Genomic DNA, 16,587 nt, shown 5'->3' with positions numbered 1-16,587 from the left:
GTGGAGTCGGTGGAGTCGGTGGATCGGTGAGATCGCTGCGGTCGTCTGACGAAGTGGACGCTTCAAGCGTGCGACGGCGCCGCTAGCAGCGCTCGCAACTCCGCCAGCACGGGCGCGCCGTCAGGCCGCACGCCGCGCCAGACGTAAAACGATTCCGCCGCCTGCTCAACCAGCATGCCGAGACCATCGGCGCCACGCGCGCCGAGCTTTCGCGCGTGCTCCATGAACACCGTGGGCTGCGCGCCGTACATCATGTCGTATGCAAGCGTGCCGCTGCCGAACGCGCGGTCGTCGCATTCGGGCAACGACGCCTCCAGACTACCCGCGGTCGCGTTGACGATCACGTCGAATGCGCCGGCCTCGATGGCCCGCGCATTGCCGCCGCTCAATCGGCACGCGGCGTCGGTCGCGGCTTGCGCGAACTGCTCGACCAGCGCCTCGGCCTTCGCCGCCGTCCGGTTGACGATGATCAACGTATGCGGTGCGCGTTCCAGCATCGGCAGCACCACGCCGCGCGCGGCGCCCCCCGCGCCGAGCAACAGAATGCGCGCGCCCTTCAGCGACACGCCGAGATTCACCTCGATGTCGCGCACTAGTCCAAAGCCGTCCGTGTTGTCGCCGTAGATGCCGTTCGAATCGACGCGCAGCGTGTTCACCGCGCCCGCCGCGGCCGCGCGCGGCGACAGGCTATCGGCGAATGCATGCGCGTCGAGCTTGAACGGCACCGTCACGTTCAGGCCGCGACCGCCCGCTTCGATAAAAGCGCTCACGTGCGGCACGAAAGCGTCCATCGGCGCGAGCAACGCGCCGTACTCGACTGGCTCGCCGGTCTGCGCGGCAAAGCGGCCATGAATGAACGGCGATTTGCTATGGCCGACCGGATTGCCGATCACCGCGTAACGATCTTTCGCTTCGCTTGCGTTCATCGTCCCGGTTCCGTGATGTGCCGTTCGGCGGCGGCATCGTTTGCGCCATCGCTGCCATCGCCGTTATTGGCGCTGTCCGCCCCGCCACCGCCCTCAATGTCGCCCTCAACGTCGACATCCTGCTCGGCTTGCGCCTCGGCCTCGCTGCCGGCGCTTTCATCGGACGCCTCGACGATTTCCTCTTCGCCCTCTTCGCCCTCTTCGCCCTCGTCGGCTTCTTCAGCCTCGTCAGCTTCGCTGCCGCTCGTGACGGTCGGCGCGTCGAGCACATGCAGAAGGCGCACGGACGCTTCGACGGTCAGTTCATCGATCGACATGACTTCCATCTGCAAGCGCGTGCCGCGTGCATGCACGCCGAGGCCCGGCACATGGAGCAACAACGGAATCTCCTCAAGCCGCACGAGATCGCCCTTTACCACGGACGCCACCACCTGCTTGCGGTTCTCCTGTTTCAGCCAACGCAGACACCAGAAATACTCCATGCGGCGCTGATGATCGGCGTACGCGGTGTAGGTATCGTCGAAACCTTGGACGACTGCGAACAGATCGGCGTCTTTCGGCTTGAACGGCGCGGCCAGTTTCGCGGTCACGCCATGCTGCACGCAGGCGAGGAGTTGCCACTGGTTCACCAGGTCAACGTAACGGCGCAGCGGCGACGTGCTCCACGCGTATTGCGTGACGCCCAGCCCTTCGTGCGGCGCGGCGTTGGTCTGCATGCGCGTGCGCTTCGGGCCGCTCGGCGCGCCGAACGCGCGCTGCGTGCGATAGATGCCAGGCACGCCGTGGTCGTGCAGGAACGCGCCCCACGACGAGTTCGCGAGAATCGCCAGTTCGGCGACGATCGTGTCGAGCGGCGAACCGCGCCGACGCGGCGTGATCGTAATGTGTTCGCCATCCACGTAGAAATTGAAGTCGGTATTGCGCTGCACTTCGCGACGCAGACCGTAACCGGCGCGCGCAGCCTGACGCTTTTCGAACAACGCCTGCGCGAACGGCCACAAAACGGCGATGTCTTCCTTATGCGGATACTCGCCTATGCCGGCGGCGAGCGCCTCTTCGGTGACGAGTTCATCGAGTGTGTTGTGACGCAGATTGGTCTTGACGAACACGCGCTCGGCGCGCGTTTCGCTCGCGACGATCTCCTGCGTCTCGCGATTGACGATTACATACAGCGAAAGCGCCGGACGCAAGCCGCCTTCGGCAAGCGTGAATGCATCGACGACGCTGTCGGGCAGCATCGTGATCTTGTCGCCCGGCATGTAGACGGTGGACAAACGCGTGCGCGCGATCGTATCCACCTCGTCGCCACGTTGAATGCCGAGTGCGGGCGCGGCAATGTGGACGCCGATTCGCACGCGGCCGTCCGCAAGATGCTCGACGGAAAACGTGTCGTCGATTTCGGTGGTCGTGATGTCGTCGATCGAGAACGCCTGCACGTCCGCTTCCGGCAAATCCTCCGGCAAGCCGCCGAGCGTGACCGGCGGAAAGCCCGTGCCGTGCGGGAAAAACTCCGAGAGAAATTTGGCCTCGTGCAGCGCCCGTGCCGACGGAATCGCGCGGCATTCGAGCATCAGGCGCGCTTGCGAAATGCCGCGCGCGGCGGCCGCGGCTTCCAGCGCCTTGTACTCGATCGTGTTCTTATCCGGCTTGGTGAGCAAGGCGAGCGCCGTCTTACCGATGAAGGCTTCCGGCAACCGGCCGGCCTTCAGTTCTTCCTCGTAGCCCTGCTGGACCAGCGCCTGCTGACGCTTACGCTCGAGGCCGGCGAGCGCCAACTTCAGCTGTTCCTGCGGCGCGCGCTGATACGTGCCGCGGCCCTTGCGGCGGAAGTACACCGGCGCGCCATGCATGCGTAGCACCAGCGCCGCGCGTTCGATCGGCCCGAAGCCATCGCCGAAATATTCGGCGCCCAGCGTGGCGAACGGAAATTCGTCGTCGGGCGCGCATTCCCACAGGAAGTCCAGGTCGATCTCCTGCGCGACGGTGTCGGCCTGCTGCATCAGCTCGGCCGCGCCCGGTTTTTCGAATTCGATCAGCACGTCTTTGGCGCGCACCTTGGCGCGCCGGCCGCCCGGCAACTCGACCTGAAACGCATCGCCCTGGCGCGACAGCACGCTGCCTGCCTTGAAACTGCCCGATTCCTCGAAGAAAACGTTCACTCAATACTCTCTTCTGACTTGCATCCGCCGGCGTGCACGGCACGGCAACGTGTTCGTGATAATGGATCCGCCGCGCGCGAGGTGCGCGTCGGCGGCATGAATCTGATGATCGGCAGCATTTTCGCGGCCAGCCGGGCTCGGGTCCGGGTCCGCTCCACGTACCGCTCAAGCCGCCTCGCGTGGCGCCGGCGGCTCGACGTCTTCGGCGTCGCAAAACGCCAGCACGTCGTCGACGTAGTCGGCGAACTCGCTGATCGCGTGGTCGCTTCCTTCGATCAGCGTAGTGCGCGCGCCCGGATAGTGCGCAAGCATTTCGCGGTAGTCGAGCACTTCGTCGCCCGTCGCAGCCAGCAAATAATAGCGTTCGGGCCGCGTGATCGACGCCACGCCGAGCGCGCGCAATTCATCCAGATGATGCGGCTCTACGACGATGCTGCCGCCGCCGTGCCACAACGGCTGCTCGCCGAGATACGCGCTCAGGTCGCGCTGCGGCACGACGGCCGGGTTCAGCAGCACGGCCGGCCAGCCATGCTTCTCCGCGAGATACGTGGCGAAATAGCCGCCGAGCGAACTGCCGATCACCGTCACGCGGTTCGTGCCGGCCGCGGCCACGAGCGACTCCGCGAGTTCGACCGTCTCGAAGGGCGAAACTGGCAACATCGGGCAGCACCATTCGTCGCCGCGGCCGAGCTCGACAAGCCGCGCCGCCAGCACACGCGCCTTGAACGAATTGGGCGAAGAACGGAAACCGTGCAGATAAAGGATCACGAAGCGCCTCGCGCTGACAGTGCGTCGAGCAGCTTCTGATGCACTCCGCCGAAGCCCCCGTTGCTCATCACCAGAATCTGGTCGCCGGGGCGCGCTGCGTGGACTACGGCTTTGACGAGCGCGTCGAGATTGTCGAAGGCTTGCGCCTTGCCGCCGAGCGGCGCCAGCGCTTCGCCGAGATTCCAGCCGAGCGCGTCGCGGCCGCTCGGCGCGCCGTAGCCGAACACGAGATCGGCGTCGGCGAGGCTCGCCGGCAGTTGCGCCTTCATCACGCCGAGCTTCATGGTGTTCGAGCGCGGCTCCAGCACGGCGAGAATCCGCGTGTTGTCCCGGCCGACGCGCGCGCGCAGGCCGGCGACGGTGGTGTCGATCGCAGTGGGGTGATGAGCGAAGTCGTCGTACACGGTCACGCCGTCGACGCTGCCGCGCACTTCCATGCGCCGCTTCACGTTGCGAAAATTCGCCAGCGACTTTGCGGCCTGTGCCGGCGGCACGCCGACATGACGCGCGGCGGCAATCGCGGCGAGCGCGTTCATGCGGTTGTGTTCGCCCTGCACCGGCCACTCGACCACGCCGACGCGCTCGCCGTTGTGATACACGGCAAAACGTTCGTCGACCGGCACGCCGTCTTCCGCGGCGAGGGTTTCCCAGCCGCCCTGCACCCCGAAGCGCTCGACTTCGCTCCAGCAGCCGCGCGTCAGCACGCGCTCGAGCGCGTCTTCGCGACCGTTCGTTACCACGCGGCCGATGCGCGGCACCGTGCGGACCAAATGATGGAACTGCGTCTCGATCGCCGCCAGATCAGGGAAAATGTCGGCGTGATCAAATTCGAGGTTGTTGAGAACGGCGGTTTTCGGCCGGTAGTGGACGAACTTGGAGCGCTTGTCGAAGAAGGCGGTGTCGTACTCGTCGGCTTCGATCACGAAGAAGCTGGAATCGGTTAGACGCGCCGATACGCCGAAATTCAGCGGCACGCCGCCGATCAGGAATCCGGGATTGAGCCCCGCGTCTTCGAGCAGCCACGTCAGCATGGAGCTGGTCGTCGTCTTGCCGTGCGTGCCGGCCACTGCGAGCACCCATTTGCCATTCAGCACGTGCTCGCCAAGCCATTGCGGACCCGATACATACGGCAGACCGCGGTCGAGAATCGCCTCCATCAGCGGATTGCCCCGCGACACCACATTGCCGATCACGAACAGGTCGGCGTTCAGACCGTTCAACTGGTCCTCGTCATAACCCTCGATCAGACGAATGCCTTGCGCCTCGAGTTGCGCGCTCATCGGCGGATAGACGCCGGCGTCGCAGCCCGTCACGGTGTGGCCCGCGCCGCGCGCGAGAACCGCGAGACCGCCCATGAACGTGCCGCAGATACCGAGGATGTGGATGTGCATAAGCCTGTCGTGCCGCGCGGGCGTTTTTCCTGGAAGAGTCCCTCGTCTGTCGCTTCGCGCGAAGGCCCCCGAGGGGGCAAGAAAACCTGGGCGGCCCGGCGTTTTCCTGAGAGGGACGAGAGTGTGGCTAAGCGACCGAAACGGCCGCCCACAAAGGACGCTATTGTAACCGACGCCCCCGTAACTCTTAAGCGAAGTCGCCCGCGCCAGCACCGGCCGGCAGCCGCTCCTAGCCGCCAGAAAGGGCTGTCATCAATCTCTAGTATGATTGACAGATGGTCCGCAAATCACATTTTGATCCGCAGCGCGTACGCGAGGAAATCGCCATTGCGGCTGCGCGCCTGATCGCCGAAGACGGTCTCGACTACGCCACGGCCAAGCGCAAGGCGGCCCGGCAAGTGGTCGGCGAAAGCCGTGTTGCCGGCGAATGGCTACCGGATAACGACCAGATAGAAGAAGAAATCCGCGAGTATCAATCGCTCTTCCAGGGCGACAGCCAGCCGGCGCTGTTGCGGCGCCTGCGCCGTATCGCCGTCGAATGGATGGAGCGGCTGGCACCGTTCAATCCCTACCTGACGGGCGCCGTGCTCGGTGGCACGGCGGGCGAACACTCCGATATTCACCTTCAGGCGTTCTGCGACAACCCTAAGGAAGTCGCTATCTACTTTCTGAACGCCAACATTCAGTACGACGTCTCGGAAACGCGCCACTTTGCGGGGCGCGGCTACGTCGAAACGCTGAGCTTTCTGTGGCGGCCGGCGAATGAAGGGCGCGACTCGGAGCCGGTAGGCGTTCACGTTGCGCTGTACGAGGCGGACGACCTGCGCGGCGCCGTCAAAGCCGATGCTCGCGGCCGCACGGCGCGCGCGAATCTGCACACGGTGCAGTTGCTCCTCGACGGCGACGGTGTCGCGCCTTCAACTAACTAGACATGCAAGATGAACACGAGACGGATTCTGGCCGGCGCGCTTGTCGCAGTGATCGCGGCCGCAGCCGGCGTGTTGGCTAACCATTGGCTGAACGGCGGCCACGGCGATAGCTTCGGCAAGGGCGCCAACGGGGTCGTGCAGGCAGCGCAGTCTGGGCCAAAGGAAAGCGCCGTGGCTCAGTTATGGGCGGCGCCCGTTACGACCGTCGACGGCAGAACGCAGTCGCTATCCGTGCTCAAAGGCCACCCAATCGTCGTTAACTTCTGGGCATCGTGGTGCGGACCCTGCGTTGAGGAAATGCCTGCGCTGTCCCAGCTCCAGCGCGATTACGCGAAGAAAGGTATTCAGTTCGTCGGACTGGGCGTCGATTCCGAGAAAAACGTCCGCAACTTCCTGCAAAAAGTGAAGGTTGCCTATCCGGTCTATGTGACGGGGTTCGGCGGCGCCGACCTCGCGCGGGCGTTCGGCAATACGGCGGGCGGGCTCCCATTCACCGTAGTAATCGACGCGCAAGGCGATATTCGCTCGACAAAATTAGGCCAAGTCGACCAAAAAGCGTTAAAACAGACCCTCGACTCGCTGTAAATTTCACAAACTTTTGACAGTCGTTTCGTCTCGGAAGGCGGAAAATTGGGCGCAAATGGGCCGAAATTAGGAGAAATTCGACCGTTGAACGAATGCCGAAAAACCGCTGCCGACGCTTCCTTCGTGCAGGAAACTAGACAAGTTTCTCTAATCAGCGCTAAAGTGCGCCCAATTCCACGGAAAAAGAAGCGACCATGACGCGACTGCTGGTAGTGCACGGGCCCAATCTCAACCTTCTCGGCACCCGGGAACCCGAGGTTTATGGGCGCGTGACCCTGCCGCAGATCGATCAGGCGCTGGCCGACCGCGCAGCGGACGCCGGCGTCGAACTCGCGTCGTTCCAGAGCAATCACGAAGGCGCACTGGTAGATCGCATCCAATCCGCGCGGACTGAAAAAACCGATTTGATCCTGATCAATCCCGCCGCGTACACGCATACCAGCGTGGCGATTCGGGACGCACTGGCCGGAGTCGGCATTCCGTTCGTCGAGATTCACCTGTCGAACGTACATCGCCGCGAACCGTTCCGGCATCACTCGTATTTCTCTGACCAGGCTGAGGGCGTGATTTGCGGTCTTGGCTGGAAGGGTTATCTGTACGCGCTCGAATTCGCGCTTGACCGGTTGACCGCCGGTTCGTCGCGCGGCTGAATTCCAAACACGTCTAATTCGCGCCGGTCGCGCATGCGCCGGCACTTTTTCGCATTGAAAGGGGCTTCCTGATGGATCTACGTAAACTGAAAACTCTGATCGACCTCGTCTCCGAGTCCGGTATCTCGGAACTCGAAGTGACCGAGGGCGAGGGCAAGGTCCGCATCGTCAAGAATGCGCCGCCGGTTTACGTTCAACAGCCCGCTTCGTATGCGCCGCAGTACCCGCAGCCGGTTCCGGCCGTAGGTGGCGACGCATCTTCCGCCGCGGCTGCAGGCGCTCCGGCCACGCCAGCCGCAGCCGCGCCGCAAGGCCACGTGGTGACCTCGCCGATGGTCGGCACGTTCTATCGCGCGCCGTCGCCGGGCGCTGATCCGTTCGTCCAGGTCGGCGACACGGTCAAGGAAGGCCAGACGATCTGCATCATCGAAGCAATGAAGCTGCTCAACGAAATCGAGTCGGACAAGTCCGGCGTCGTGAAGGAAATCCTCGTCGAAAACGGCCAGGCTGTCGAATACGGCCAGCCGCTGTTCCTGGTCGGCTAACGCGGCGCGCACTGCGCTTTGTCGTGCGCATGCCGCCCGCGCGCCCGTTGCACACGGCGCGCGCCCGATCTTCTGAGGCAGCCGGCGTTGTAAGCAACCCGGCGCCCACTGATGAGTCGAAAAAATCCGCTATGTTTGAAAAAATCCTCATTGCCAATCGTGGCGAGATCGCGCTCCGCATCCAGCGCGCGTGCCGCGAACTCGGCGTCAAGACGGTCGTCGTCTACTCGGAAGCCGACAAGGAAGCCAAATACGTCAAGCTCGCCGACGAGGCGGTTTGCATCGGCCCGGCGCCTTCGAATCTGAGCTACCTGAACATGCCCGCGCTGATCAGCGCGGCGGAAGTCACGGACGCCGAAGCGATCCACCCCGGCTACGGCTTCCTGTCGGAAAACGCCGACTTCGCCGAGCGTGTCGAGCAGTCGGGCTTCACCTTCATCGGCCCGCGCCCGGAAACGATCCGGATGATGGGCGACAAGGTCACGGCCAAGCAGACCATGATCAAGACCGGCGTGCCCTGCGTGCCGGGTTCTGAAGGCGCGCTGCCGGAAGATCCGAAAGAGATCGTGAAAATTGCGCGTCAGGTCGGCTATCCGGTCATCATCAAGGCCGCGGGCGGCGGCGGTGGCCGCGGCATGCGCGTCGTCCACACGGAAGCCGCGCTCGTCAACGCGGTCAACATGACGCGTGAAGAAGCCGGCCGTGCGTTCGGCAATCCGCAGGTCTACATGGAGAAATTCCTGGAGAACCCGCGGCACATCGAAATTCAGGTGTTGTCCGATTCGTTCAAGAACGCGGTCTGGCTCGGCGAGCGCGATTGCTCGATGCAGCGCCGTCACCAGAAAGTGATCGAAGAAGCGCCGGCGCCGGGCATCGCGCGCCGTCTGATTGACCGGATCGGCGACCGTTGCGCGGACGCCTGCAAGAAGATGGGCTATCTTGGCGCGGGTACGTTCGAGTTCCTGTACGAAAACGGCGAGTTCTACTTCATCGAAATGAACACGCGCGTGCAGGTCGAGCACCCCGTGACCGAACTGATCACGGGCATCGACATCGTGCAGGAACAGATCCGCATTGCTGCCGGCGAAAAGCTCGCCTACCGTCAGCGCGACATCGTCTTCAAGGGCCATGCGATCGAATGCCGGATCAACGCCGAAGATCCGTTCAAGTTCATTCCGTCGCCAGGGCGCCTGACGTCGTGGCACATGCCGGGCGGCCCCGGCATCCGCGTCGATTCGCACGCCTACAATGGCTATTTTGTGCCGCCGAACTATGATTCGATGATCGGCAAGCTGATCGCCTACGGCACCACCCGCGAACAGGCGATCAAGCGGATGCGCATTGCGCTGTCGGAAATGGTCGTCGAAGGCATTCAGACGAACATCCCGCTGCATCGCGAGCTGATGCTGGACGCAAAGTTCGTCGAAGGCGGCACGAGCATTCACTACCTCGAAAACCGGTTGGCCGCGAAGCTGCAGGCCGCGCCGGAAGAAGCGTAAGTCATGAGTTACCGGGAACTGGTCGCCGAATTGGCACGCGAGCACGCGGAGGAATTTTCCGACGCGCTGCTCGAGTTGGGTGCGCTGTCCGTATCGGTCGAAGACGCGGACGCCGACACGCCCGACGAACAGCCGCTGTTCGGCGAGCCCGGTCTCACACCCGATCGCTCGGCGTGGCGGCGTTCGCGCGTGATCGCGCTGCTTGCGCCGGAACAGGAACCGGCGGTGCTGCTCGCCGCCGCAGCGAACGAAGTCGGTCTCGCGAGCACGCCGTCGTTCACGATGCGTGACGTCGAAGACCAGGATTGGGTGCGGCTCACGCAGTCGCAATTCGATCCGATTCCAATTGGCGAACGTATCTGGGTCGTGCCTTCGTGGCACGACGCGCCGGACCCGCAAGCACTGGTTCTCGAACTCGATCCGGGCCTCGCGTTCGGCACGGGCAGTCATCCGACCACGCGTTTGTGCATGGAATGGCTGGAGCAAGCGGTCAAGCCCGGGCAGTCCGTGCTCGATTACGGTTGCGGCTCCGGCATCCTCGCGATCCTTGCGAAAAAGTGCGGCGCCGATCCGGTGTACGGCATCGACATCGATCCGCAGGCGGTCGAGTCGGCGCGTCATAACAGCGAACGAAACCGCGCCGACGTCATCTACGGTTTGCCCGACGAATGTCCTACCGGCGAATTCGAAATCGTGGTCGCCAATATCCTGTCCAATCCGCTTAAGCTGATGGCCTCGATGCTTTCGTCGAAAGTGAAGCCGGGCGGCCGGATCGCACTGTCCGGCATTCTGGCGCGCCAGGCCGACGAGGTCGCGCAGGTCTACTCGCGATGGATCGACATCGGCGTATGGCGCGAACACGAAGGATGGGTATGTCTAGCGGGAACACGCCGAGAAAGCCATTAGAATAAGGCGTATTGTCCAACCAACGGCCTTCGGCCAACCGGCTCAATATGCTTCTGGCGACGCGCTGCCCCTTCTGCGAAACCGTCTTCCGCCTTCAACCGGCTCAGCTAGCGCTGCGCCGTGGTCTCGTGCGCTGCGGACAATGCCAGGAAGTGTTCGACGCATCCAGCAGCCTGTTCGATGTGAGCGAGGGCGGCGACTTCTCCACCGCGCGGCAGGTGTCCGCAGCCGCGGCAATCGAGGCACTCTCGGGCGTGCGCCCAAGCGGCGCCGATTTTAGCCCCGCCGCGTGGGATCCCTGGGCGCCTCGGCCCACGCCGCTCTTCGAGGAGCGCTTCCGCCATAACGCAGACAACGTCTCAGCGGAGCCGCGTTACGCTGGCGCGGGCAGTCCCGCCGCACCAGGCCACGCGGCGACGGAGCCCGAGCTGCCTGCCGACGGCCCAAGCGCTGCGGCTCCGCCCGATCACGAACCCGTACTTGCGGACGCGCCGCTCGAACCCTTCGCCTACGAAGCCGAGCCGCCCATCGAAGAAGCGCCGCGAGTCTGGCATAAGACCGAGCGCCCTTCGGAATCTCCGGCCGACGAACCCGTGCTGAACGAGTCGGCGTCCTTCCACGGATTTTCCGACAACGAACCGCATTTCGGAACGACCGGCGTAGGCGCGGCCGGCCTCGGCGCAACGCACCCACACCCGCAGCCGTATCCGGCGGATGAGCAGCCCGGCGGGGCTCGCGCTGCGGCCACGCCGAGCGGCGAGCCATTCTCGGTACAGCCGGTCAACGACGACATCGATCCATTCCCAGTGGTGCGCGAAACGCGCCCCGCCGAACCGCGGCGCCTCGCGTGGATCATCGGCGGGTCTGTGGCGGCGGTACTGCTCGTCATCGCCCTGCTTGCTCAGCTCGCCTGGTGGCAGCGCGAAACCGTGCTTGTGTACCTGCCGCGCACCCAGACGCTCTACGCGAAGGTGTGCGCGCAACTTGGCTGCAAGATCACCGCGCCGCACGACATCGACGGCTTGCAGGTCGAACCTTCGGACCTGCGGCAGATCGACGGACCGCACAAGCTCGAATTGCGGATGCCGCTGCGCAACCGCTTCAACGTCGCGCTCGCCTATCCGGCCATCGAGCTCACGCTGCTCGATGATCAGAACAATGTGGCACTGCGCCGCGTGCTGTTCCCGCAGGACTATGTCCCGCCCGGCACGTCGATCGCCGCCGGCTTGCCGCCGCACATGACGCAAACCATGATCGTGCACCTCGATACGGGAAATGCGGTCGCCTCCAATTTCCGCGTACAGATTTTTTATCCGTAACGCATCCCTGCGCGCCCGGCATGAACCGGGCACGTTCACCGTCATCACTGACGAACTTTCGGAGCACAACAACATGAGTCAAGTCACGCTGGGTGGTAACCCGATCGAAGTAGCCGGCGCCTTTCCGTCGGTGGGTCAGGCCGCTCCCGCTTTCTCGCTGGTCGGCAAGGATCTGAAGCCGTTGTCGCTCGCCGATTTCGCCGGCAAGCGCAAGGTGCTGAACATCGTCCCGAGCCTCGACACGCCGACCTGCGCGACGTCTACCCGCAAGTTCAACGAAGCGGCTGCGAAGCTGACCAACACGGCCGTTATCGTCGTGTCGGGCGACCTGCCGTTCGCCGCCTCGCGCTTCTGCACGACAGAAGGCATCGAGAACGTCGTGACGGCCTCCACCTTCCGCGGCCATGAGTTCGCGCAAGCGTATGGCGTCGACGTGACGAGCGGCCCGCTGGCGGGTCTGACGGCGCGCGCCGTTGTCGTGATCGACGAGAACGACAAAGTGGTTCATTCGGAACTGGTTGGTGAAATCAAGAACGAACCGAACTACGACGCTGCGCTCGCCGCGTTGAAGTAAAACCTTAGCGTACGAACACCAGGCGCCGCGCTGTATGCGCGGCGTCGTCACATCGTCGCGCCCAATTTCTTCATCGTTTTTTACAGGAACGCTCGCCTTGGCTACGCTGATTTGCGGCTCGCTCGCCTACGACAACATCATGACCTTCGAAGGCCGGTTCCGGGAGCACATCCTGCCGGAGCAGGTCCACATCCTGAACGTGAGTTTTCTCGTGCCGACGATGCGCCGCGAGTTCGGCGGCTGCGCGGGCAACATCGCGTACTCGCTGAATCTGCTCGGCGGCGACGCGCGCATCATGGGCGCGCTGGGAGCAGTCGACGCGCAGCTCTATATTGACCGATTTGAGCAGCTCGGGCTCTCGACAGAGAATGTGCTGGTGGTGCCGGGCACCTACTCGGCGCAGGCCATGATCACCACCGACCTCGAAAACAATCAGATCACCGCGTTCCATCCGGGCGCGATGATGCAGTCGCATCTGAACCGCGCGGACGAGGCGAAAGACATCACGCTAGGCATCGTTGCACCCGACGGCTACGACGGCATGGTTCAGCATTCGGAGCACCTGGCGGCAGCGGGTGTGCCGTTCATCTTCGATCCAGGTCAAGGCTTGCCGCTCTTCGACGGTGCTGCACTGCGGCGCATGATTGAACTTGCGACTTACGTAGCTGTCAACGATTACGAAGCCAAACTCGTGAGCAACAAGACGGGTTGGTCGATCGAGGAAATCGCCAGCAAGGTCGAAGCACTAATCGTCACGCTCGGCGAGCACGGTGCGCAGATTCATCACGCGGGCGGTATCGAACAGATCCCGGCCGTCAAGGCACAGCAAGTGCTCGACCCAACGGGATGCGGCGACGCGTTTCGCGGCGGCTTGCTGTACGGCATCGAGAACAAGCTCGGCTGGGCGACCACCGGCCGTCTCGCGAGCCTGATGGGCGCACTGAAGATCGAACACCAAGGCCCGCAAAATTATGCGCCCACCCGGGCGCAGATCAACGAACGGTTCAAGCAGGCGTTCGGATATGACCTGCCGTAACACCGGAGCTACTGGAGTTAGGGAATGAGAACAGCGAGTCGCCTGATAGTGGCCGCCTTGATCGCCGGTTCGCTGGCCATGTCGGGGTGTGCATATAACAGCAGCTCTGCCGACGTTTATACGGCGTCGCAGGCACAGCGCGAAGAAACGGTCCGGATGGGCACGGTCGACAGTGTGCGCGCAGTCAAGATCAGTTCGAACAACGGCCAGCCGAGCGGCCTCGGCGCGATCGGCGGCGGCGCTCTCGGTGCGGTGGCCGGCAGCGCGATCGGCGGCGGCCGCGGCTCGATCGTCACGGGCATCATCGGCGGTCTGGCGGGTGCGGTGGCGGGCAACTCGGTAGAGAACGGCGTGGCGGTACGTGACGGTCTCGAGGTCACCGTGCGGCTCGACAACGGCGACATCCGCGCGATCACGCAAAGCTCAACCGGCGAGATTTTCCGCGCCGGCGACCGCGTTCGGCTTCTCTCCAGCGGCGGCGTCACGCGCGTCACACACTAGCTTTCCCCTCTCGAGCGGCCAGGCTTAGCACGGCCGCATCGACCTCACACGCATGCCCTCCCCTGTGCATGCGTTTTTTTTCGCCTGCAGATGGCTGTGGCTGTACGTGGTTGCGCCCGCCGATAGGCGCTCCACTTTTGCATCGACGAAAAAAATCCCGTCGCCGGAAACCCGGCAACGGGACCCTGACCGAGTAGCGCTCGCGAGACGACGTTAAGCGCTACTCGATCATTGGGCACATCGAGCGATGTGTCGAAGTGCTTCTACCGCTCACTGGCCCAATTACGGACGGCTGCCCGTCGGGAACGGCCATGCCGCTGCCGGGTTCAGCGCAGTCTTCACCGTCGCCGCCGGTGCGCTAGAAACAGAAGTCGCAGCGGGTGCAGGCGCAGCCTTCTTGGCGACAGCCTTCTTCGCAGGGGCAGCCTTCTTCGCAGGAGCAGCGGCCTTCTTCGCAGGAGCAGCCTTCTTGGCAGGCGCAGCCTTTTTAGCGGCAGCCTTTTTCGCAGGCGCAGCTTTCTTGGCAGCGGCCTTCTTGGCGGGCGCAGCTTTCTTCGCAGCAGCCTTCTTCGCAGGCGCGGCCTTCTTGGCTGCGGCCTTCTTAGCCGGTGCAGCCTTCTTCGCAGTCGCCTTCTTGGCCGGTGCAGCCTTCTTCGCTGCAGCCTTCTTGGCCGGTGCTGCCTTCTTCGCTGCTACTTTCTTTGCCGGTGCGGCTTTCTTCGCTGCAGCCTTCTTAGCCGGTGCAGCTTTCTTCGCTGCTACCTTCTTAGCCGGTGCTGCTTTCTTCGCTGCGACCTTCTTGGCCGGCGCTGCCTTCTTCGCTGCTACTTTCTTTGCCGGTGCTGCCTTCTTCGCCGGAGCTGCCTTCTTTGCTGCGACCTTCTTTGCTGCAGGCTTCTTAGCGGCGGCTTTCTTTGCAGTTGCCATCATTTTCTCCTTCAGGTTTTCAGATGAGAGTCAGTTCAAACTACACCCTTCGTCAAAACCCGCTTCCCGCGGACGCTTCTCAGGGCGCGCGCTACGAAGCGGGCTATTCATCGGCGTACGCAGGTGCCGCGCGCTTACGCTAATGAATGCGGTAAGGTGCGCCGTGCCTGAAGGCACCGCGCGCCAGATCTCATCGGCGTTGGGTTTCAACGCCGGTAATTGCTTGATCGAGCCACCGGCGCTAACGCCGGCGACTTTTTCCGGGGGGAAGTTTGCCCATCCCACTGAAGGGTTCGCAAAGTGCCTGTCATGTTTGTGGGCCGCGAAGGCACGCGGCGCACTGGGCACGCTTTGCATCAGGCGGTTCAGCTCCTAAACATAATTGCCGCAGCCGAGGCCGACGGCATCCCCATCAATGAATGCATCTACGACACGAACCGGATTACTCCCAGGTCAGCGCGCCGCCAGTCTGATATTCGATCACACGTGTCTCGAAGAAGTTGCGCTCCTTCTTCAGGTCGATCATCTCGCTCATCCACGGGAACGGGTTTTCCTCGTTCGGGTACAGCGGATCGAGACCGATCTGCTGGCAACGGCGGTTGCAGATGAAGCGCAGATAGCTCTTGAACATCGACGCATTGAGGCCGAGCACCCCGCGCGGCATCGTGTCTTCTGCGTAACGATATTCAAGTTCGACCGCTTGCTGAAAAATCTCGCGGATTTCGGCGCGGAACTCAGCCGTCCACAGTTGCGGGTTTTCGAGTTTGATCTGGTTGATCAGGTCGATGCCGAAATTGCAGTGCATCGACTCGTCGCGCAGGATGTACTGGTACTGTTCCGCGGCGCCGGTCATCTTGTTCTGGCGCCCGAGCGCCAGGATTTGCGTAAAGCCGACGTAGAAGAACAGGCCTTCCATCACACAGGCGAACACGATCAGCGAGCGCAGCAGCGTCTGGTCTGCTTCGAGCGTGCCGGTCTTGAAGGCCGGATCGGTCAGCACGTGGATGTACGGAATGAGGAATTCGTCTTTCGCGCGGATCGAGGAGACCTCGTGATACGCGTTGAAGATTTCGCCTTCGTCGAGGCCCAGCGATTCGACGATGTACTGGTAGGCGTGCGTGTGGATCGCCTCTTCGAACGCCTGGCGCAGCAGGAACTGGCGGCATTCGGGCGCCGTGATGTGGCGGTAGGTGCCCAGCACGATATTGTTGGCGGCGAGGGAATCGGCCGTCACGAAGAAGCCCAGGTTGCGCTTGACGATGCGGCGCTCGTCTTCGGTCAGCCCATTCGGGTCTTTCCAGAGGGCGATGTCGCGCGACATGTTCACTTCTTGCGGCATCCAGTGGTTGGCGCAACCAGCCAGATACTTTTCCCAGGCCCACTTGTACTTGAACGGCACCAACTGATTGACGTCGGTCTGGCCGTTGATGATGCGCTTGTCGGCGACATTCACTCGCGCTTCGGAAACGGCAGCCGTTTCAGCAGCGTGAGCAACGGTAGCAGCGGGAGCGACAGCGATGTCGTTCGCGAAGATGTCTTGAGCCGAGGGAGCATGAGGAGCGGAACGCGTTCCGACTTGCGAACCGACAGCCGGTCCCGCAGCGTTGCGCAACACGTTCTGTTGCGTAGCGCTCGAGGGAGTTACGGCAGTGATCTCGTCATCCCAGTTGAGCATAAATGTCACCATCAATTTAGAACGGTTTGTACCATCTTTTCACGAGCGATAAAAGAGTCCGCTCACGAAAAATCCTGTTTTCGATTCGCGTTGCTACCTTCATACAACACTTTGTTCAACAGACTGTGTGCATCACCTCATGTGAAGCTTGTTGAACGTGTGTCATCGAGGTGCTTCGCGAGCTTGAAGAGCAACGT

The 16,587-nt window shown here is 63.0% G+C and carries 17 protein-coding genes; 10 read left to right on the top strand and 7 right to left on the bottom strand.

Annotated elements, in window-relative coordinates; translation table 11 throughout:
- Nucleotides 1-62 precede the first annotated feature (62 nt).
- The 4 genes from aroE to mpl all read right to left on the bottom strand — a co-directional run bounded on the left by aroE (nt 63) and on the right by mpl (nt 5,244).
- The gene (gene aroE / locus C0Z16_RS08710) at nt 63-926 is read right to left on the bottom strand and encodes a shikimate dehydrogenase (RefSeq protein WP_102631769.1); all 864 of its coding nucleotides are present in this window, start codon (nt 924-926) and stop codon (nt 63-65) included.
- A complete protein-coding gene (locus C0Z16_RS08705) occupies nt 923-3,085 on the bottom strand; it encodes a ribonuclease catalytic domain-containing protein (protein WP_102631768.1) in 2,163 nt (720 codons plus the stop codon). The genes aroE and C0Z16_RS08705 overlap by 4 nt, the downstream gene beginning before the upstream one ends.
- A 165-nt stretch (nt 3,086-3,250) precedes the next feature.
- On the bottom strand, nt 3,251-3,853 hold the full coding sequence (locus C0Z16_RS08700) for a YqiA/YcfP family alpha/beta fold hydrolase (RefSeq protein WP_102631767.1): 603 nt from the start codon (nt 3,851-3,853) through the stop codon (nt 3,251-3,253).
- Nucleotides 3,850-5,244, bottom strand: a complete 1,395-nt coding sequence (mpl, locus tag C0Z16_RS08695) for a UDP-N-acetylmuramate:L-alanyl-gamma-D-glutamyl-meso-diaminopimelate ligase (RefSeq protein WP_102631766.1) — start codon at nt 5,242-5,244, stop codon at nt 3,850-3,852. Before mpl ends, C0Z16_RS08700 begins: the two co-directional genes overlap by 4 nt.
- A 275-nt stretch (nt 5,245-5,519) precedes the next feature.
- Here mpl and C0Z16_RS08690 point away from each other — a divergent pair, with 275 nt between their 5' ends.
- The 10 genes from C0Z16_RS08690 (at nt 5,520) to C0Z16_RS08645 (ending at nt 13,788) form a co-directional block, all read left to right on the top strand.
- Nucleotides 5,520-6,173, top strand: coding sequence for a UDP-N-acetylmuramate--alanine ligase (locus tag C0Z16_RS08690; RefSeq protein WP_102631765.1), 654 nt, complete (start codon nt 5,520-5,522; stop codon nt 6,171-6,173).
- A 9-nt stretch (nt 6,174-6,182) separates the two neighbouring features.
- Nucleotides 6,183-6,758, top strand: a complete 576-nt coding sequence (locus C0Z16_RS08685; RefSeq protein WP_102631764.1) for a TlpA family protein disulfide reductase — start codon at nt 6,183-6,185, stop codon at nt 6,756-6,758.
- A 194-nt stretch (nt 6,759-6,952) separates the two neighbouring features.
- Complete coding sequence (gene aroQ / locus C0Z16_RS08680; RefSeq protein ID WP_102631763.1) at nt 6,953-7,408, top strand: type II 3-dehydroquinate dehydratase; 456 nt, start codon at nt 6,953-6,955, stop codon at nt 7,406-7,408.
- 71 nt (nt 7,409-7,479) lie between these two features.
- The gene (gene accB / locus C0Z16_RS08675) at nt 7,480-7,953 is read left to right on the top strand and encodes an acetyl-CoA carboxylase biotin carboxyl carrier protein (RefSeq protein WP_102631762.1); all 474 of its coding nucleotides are present in this window, start codon (nt 7,480-7,482) and stop codon (nt 7,951-7,953) included.
- Nucleotides 7,954-8,084: 131 nt separating this feature from the next.
- Nucleotides 8,085-9,452: an acetyl-CoA carboxylase biotin carboxylase subunit gene (accC, locus tag C0Z16_RS08670; protein WP_102631761.1), complete on the top strand. Its 1,368-nt coding sequence runs from the start codon at nt 8,085-8,087 to the stop codon at nt 9,450-9,452.
- Nucleotides 9,453-9,455: 3 nt separating this feature from the next.
- Nucleotides 9,456-10,358: a 50S ribosomal protein L11 methyltransferase gene (prmA, locus tag C0Z16_RS08665; RefSeq protein ID WP_102631760.1), complete on the top strand. Its 903-nt coding sequence runs from the start codon at nt 9,456-9,458 to the stop codon at nt 10,356-10,358.
- A 47-nt stretch (nt 10,359-10,405) separates the two neighbouring features.
- The gene (locus tag C0Z16_RS08660) at nt 10,406-11,677 is read left to right on the top strand and encodes a DUF3426 domain-containing protein (RefSeq protein WP_102631988.1); all 1,272 of its coding nucleotides are present in this window, start codon (nt 10,406-10,408) and stop codon (nt 11,675-11,677) included.
- A 73-nt stretch (nt 11,678-11,750) separates the two neighbouring features.
- On the top strand, nt 11,751-12,251 hold the full coding sequence (tpx, locus tag C0Z16_RS08655; protein WP_102631759.1) for a thiol peroxidase: 501 nt from the start codon (nt 11,751-11,753) through the stop codon (nt 12,249-12,251).
- A gap of 97 nt (nt 12,252-12,348) precedes the next feature.
- Nucleotides 12,349-13,287, top strand: coding sequence for a carbohydrate kinase family protein (locus C0Z16_RS08650; RefSeq protein ID WP_102631987.1), 939 nt, complete (start codon nt 12,349-12,351; stop codon nt 13,285-13,287).
- 24 nt (nt 13,288-13,311) lie between these two features.
- Entirely contained in the window at nt 13,312-13,788 is a 477-nt protein-coding gene (locus C0Z16_RS08645; protein WP_102631758.1) for an outer membrane lipoprotein, read from the top strand.
- A gap of 282 nt (nt 13,789-14,070) precedes the next feature.
- Here C0Z16_RS08645 and C0Z16_RS08640 read toward each other — a convergent pair whose 3' ends face one another.
- The 3 genes from C0Z16_RS08640 to C0Z16_RS08630 all read right to left on the bottom strand — a co-directional run bounded on the left by C0Z16_RS08640 (nt 14,071) and on the right by C0Z16_RS08630 (nt 16,390).
- Entirely contained in the window at nt 14,071-14,715 is a 645-nt protein-coding gene (locus C0Z16_RS08640; RefSeq protein WP_013589658.1) for a histone H1-like DNA-binding protein, read from the bottom strand.
- Between the two features lie 30 nt (nt 14,716-14,745).
- Nucleotides 14,746-15,072 (bottom strand): hypothetical protein, encoded by a 327-nt coding sequence (locus C0Z16_RS08635; RefSeq protein WP_102631757.1) that lies wholly within the window; start codon nt 15,070-15,072, stop codon nt 14,746-14,748.
- 85 nt (nt 15,073-15,157) lie between these two features.
- Nucleotides 15,158-16,390 (bottom strand): ribonucleotide-diphosphate reductase subunit beta, encoded by a 1,233-nt coding sequence (locus tag C0Z16_RS08630; RefSeq protein WP_102631756.1) that lies wholly within the window; start codon nt 16,388-16,390, stop codon nt 15,158-15,160.
- Nucleotides 16,391-16,587: the final 197 nt, after the last annotated feature.

Source organism: Paraburkholderia rhynchosiae, from assembly GCF_002879865.1.
In the GTDB taxonomy this organism is placed as follows: domain Bacteria; phylum Pseudomonadota; class Gammaproteobacteria; order Burkholderiales; family Burkholderiaceae; genus Paraburkholderia; species Paraburkholderia rhynchosiae.
Note: the sequence above shows the minus strand (reverse complement) of the source record. Positions and strands in the feature narration are given on the sequence as shown.

What these genes read in the sequence shown, in the direction of transcription:
- accC (WP_102631761.1), top strand. Translation starts at nt 8,085, where the DNA reads ATGTTTGAAAAAATCCTCATTGCCAATCGTGGCGAGATCGCGCTCCGC.
- C0Z16_RS08685 (WP_102631764.1), top strand. Translation starts at nt 6,183, where the DNA reads ATGAACACGAGACGGATTCTGGCCGGCGCGCTTGTCGCAGTGATCGCG.
- prmA (WP_102631760.1), top strand. Translation starts at nt 9,456, where the DNA reads ATGAGTTACCGGGAACTGGTCGCCGAATTGGCACGCGAGCACGCGGAG.
- aroE (WP_102631769.1), bottom strand. Translation starts at nt 926, where the DNA reads ATGAACGCAAGCGAAGCGAAAGATCGTTACGCGGTGATCGGCAATCCG.
- aroQ (WP_102631763.1), top strand. Translation starts at nt 6,953, where the DNA reads ATGACGCGACTGCTGGTAGTGCACGGGCCCAATCTCAACCTTCTCGGC.
- C0Z16_RS08690 (WP_102631765.1), top strand. Translation starts at nt 5,520, where the DNA reads ATGGTCCGCAAATCACATTTTGATCCGCAGCGCGTACGCGAGGAAATC.
- tpx (WP_102631759.1), top strand. Translation starts at nt 11,751, where the DNA reads ATGAGTCAAGTCACGCTGGGTGGTAACCCGATCGAAGTAGCCGGCGCC.
- C0Z16_RS08640 (WP_013589658.1), bottom strand. Translation starts at nt 14,715, where the DNA reads ATGGCAACTGCAAAGAAAGCCGCCGCTAAGAAGCCTGCAGCAAAGAAG.
- C0Z16_RS08645 (WP_102631758.1), top strand. Translation starts at nt 13,312, where the DNA reads ATGAGAACAGCGAGTCGCCTGATAGTGGCCGCCTTGATCGCCGGTTCG.
- mpl (WP_102631766.1), bottom strand. Translation starts at nt 5,244, where the DNA reads ATGCACATCCACATCCTCGGTATCTGCGGCACGTTCATGGGCGGTCTC.
- C0Z16_RS08630 (WP_102631756.1), bottom strand. Translation starts at nt 16,390, where the DNA reads ATGCTCAACTGGGATGACGAGATCACTGCCGTAACTCCCTCGAGCGCT.
- C0Z16_RS08635 (WP_102631757.1), bottom strand. Translation starts at nt 15,072, where the DNA reads ATGCAAAGCGTGCCCAGTGCGCCGCGTGCCTTCGCGGCCCACAAACAT.
- C0Z16_RS08660 (WP_102631988.1), top strand. Translation starts at nt 10,406, where the DNA reads ATGCTTCTGGCGACGCGCTGCCCCTTCTGCGAAACCGTCTTCCGCCTT.
- accB (WP_102631762.1), top strand. Translation starts at nt 7,480, where the DNA reads ATGGATCTACGTAAACTGAAAACTCTGATCGACCTCGTCTCCGAGTCC.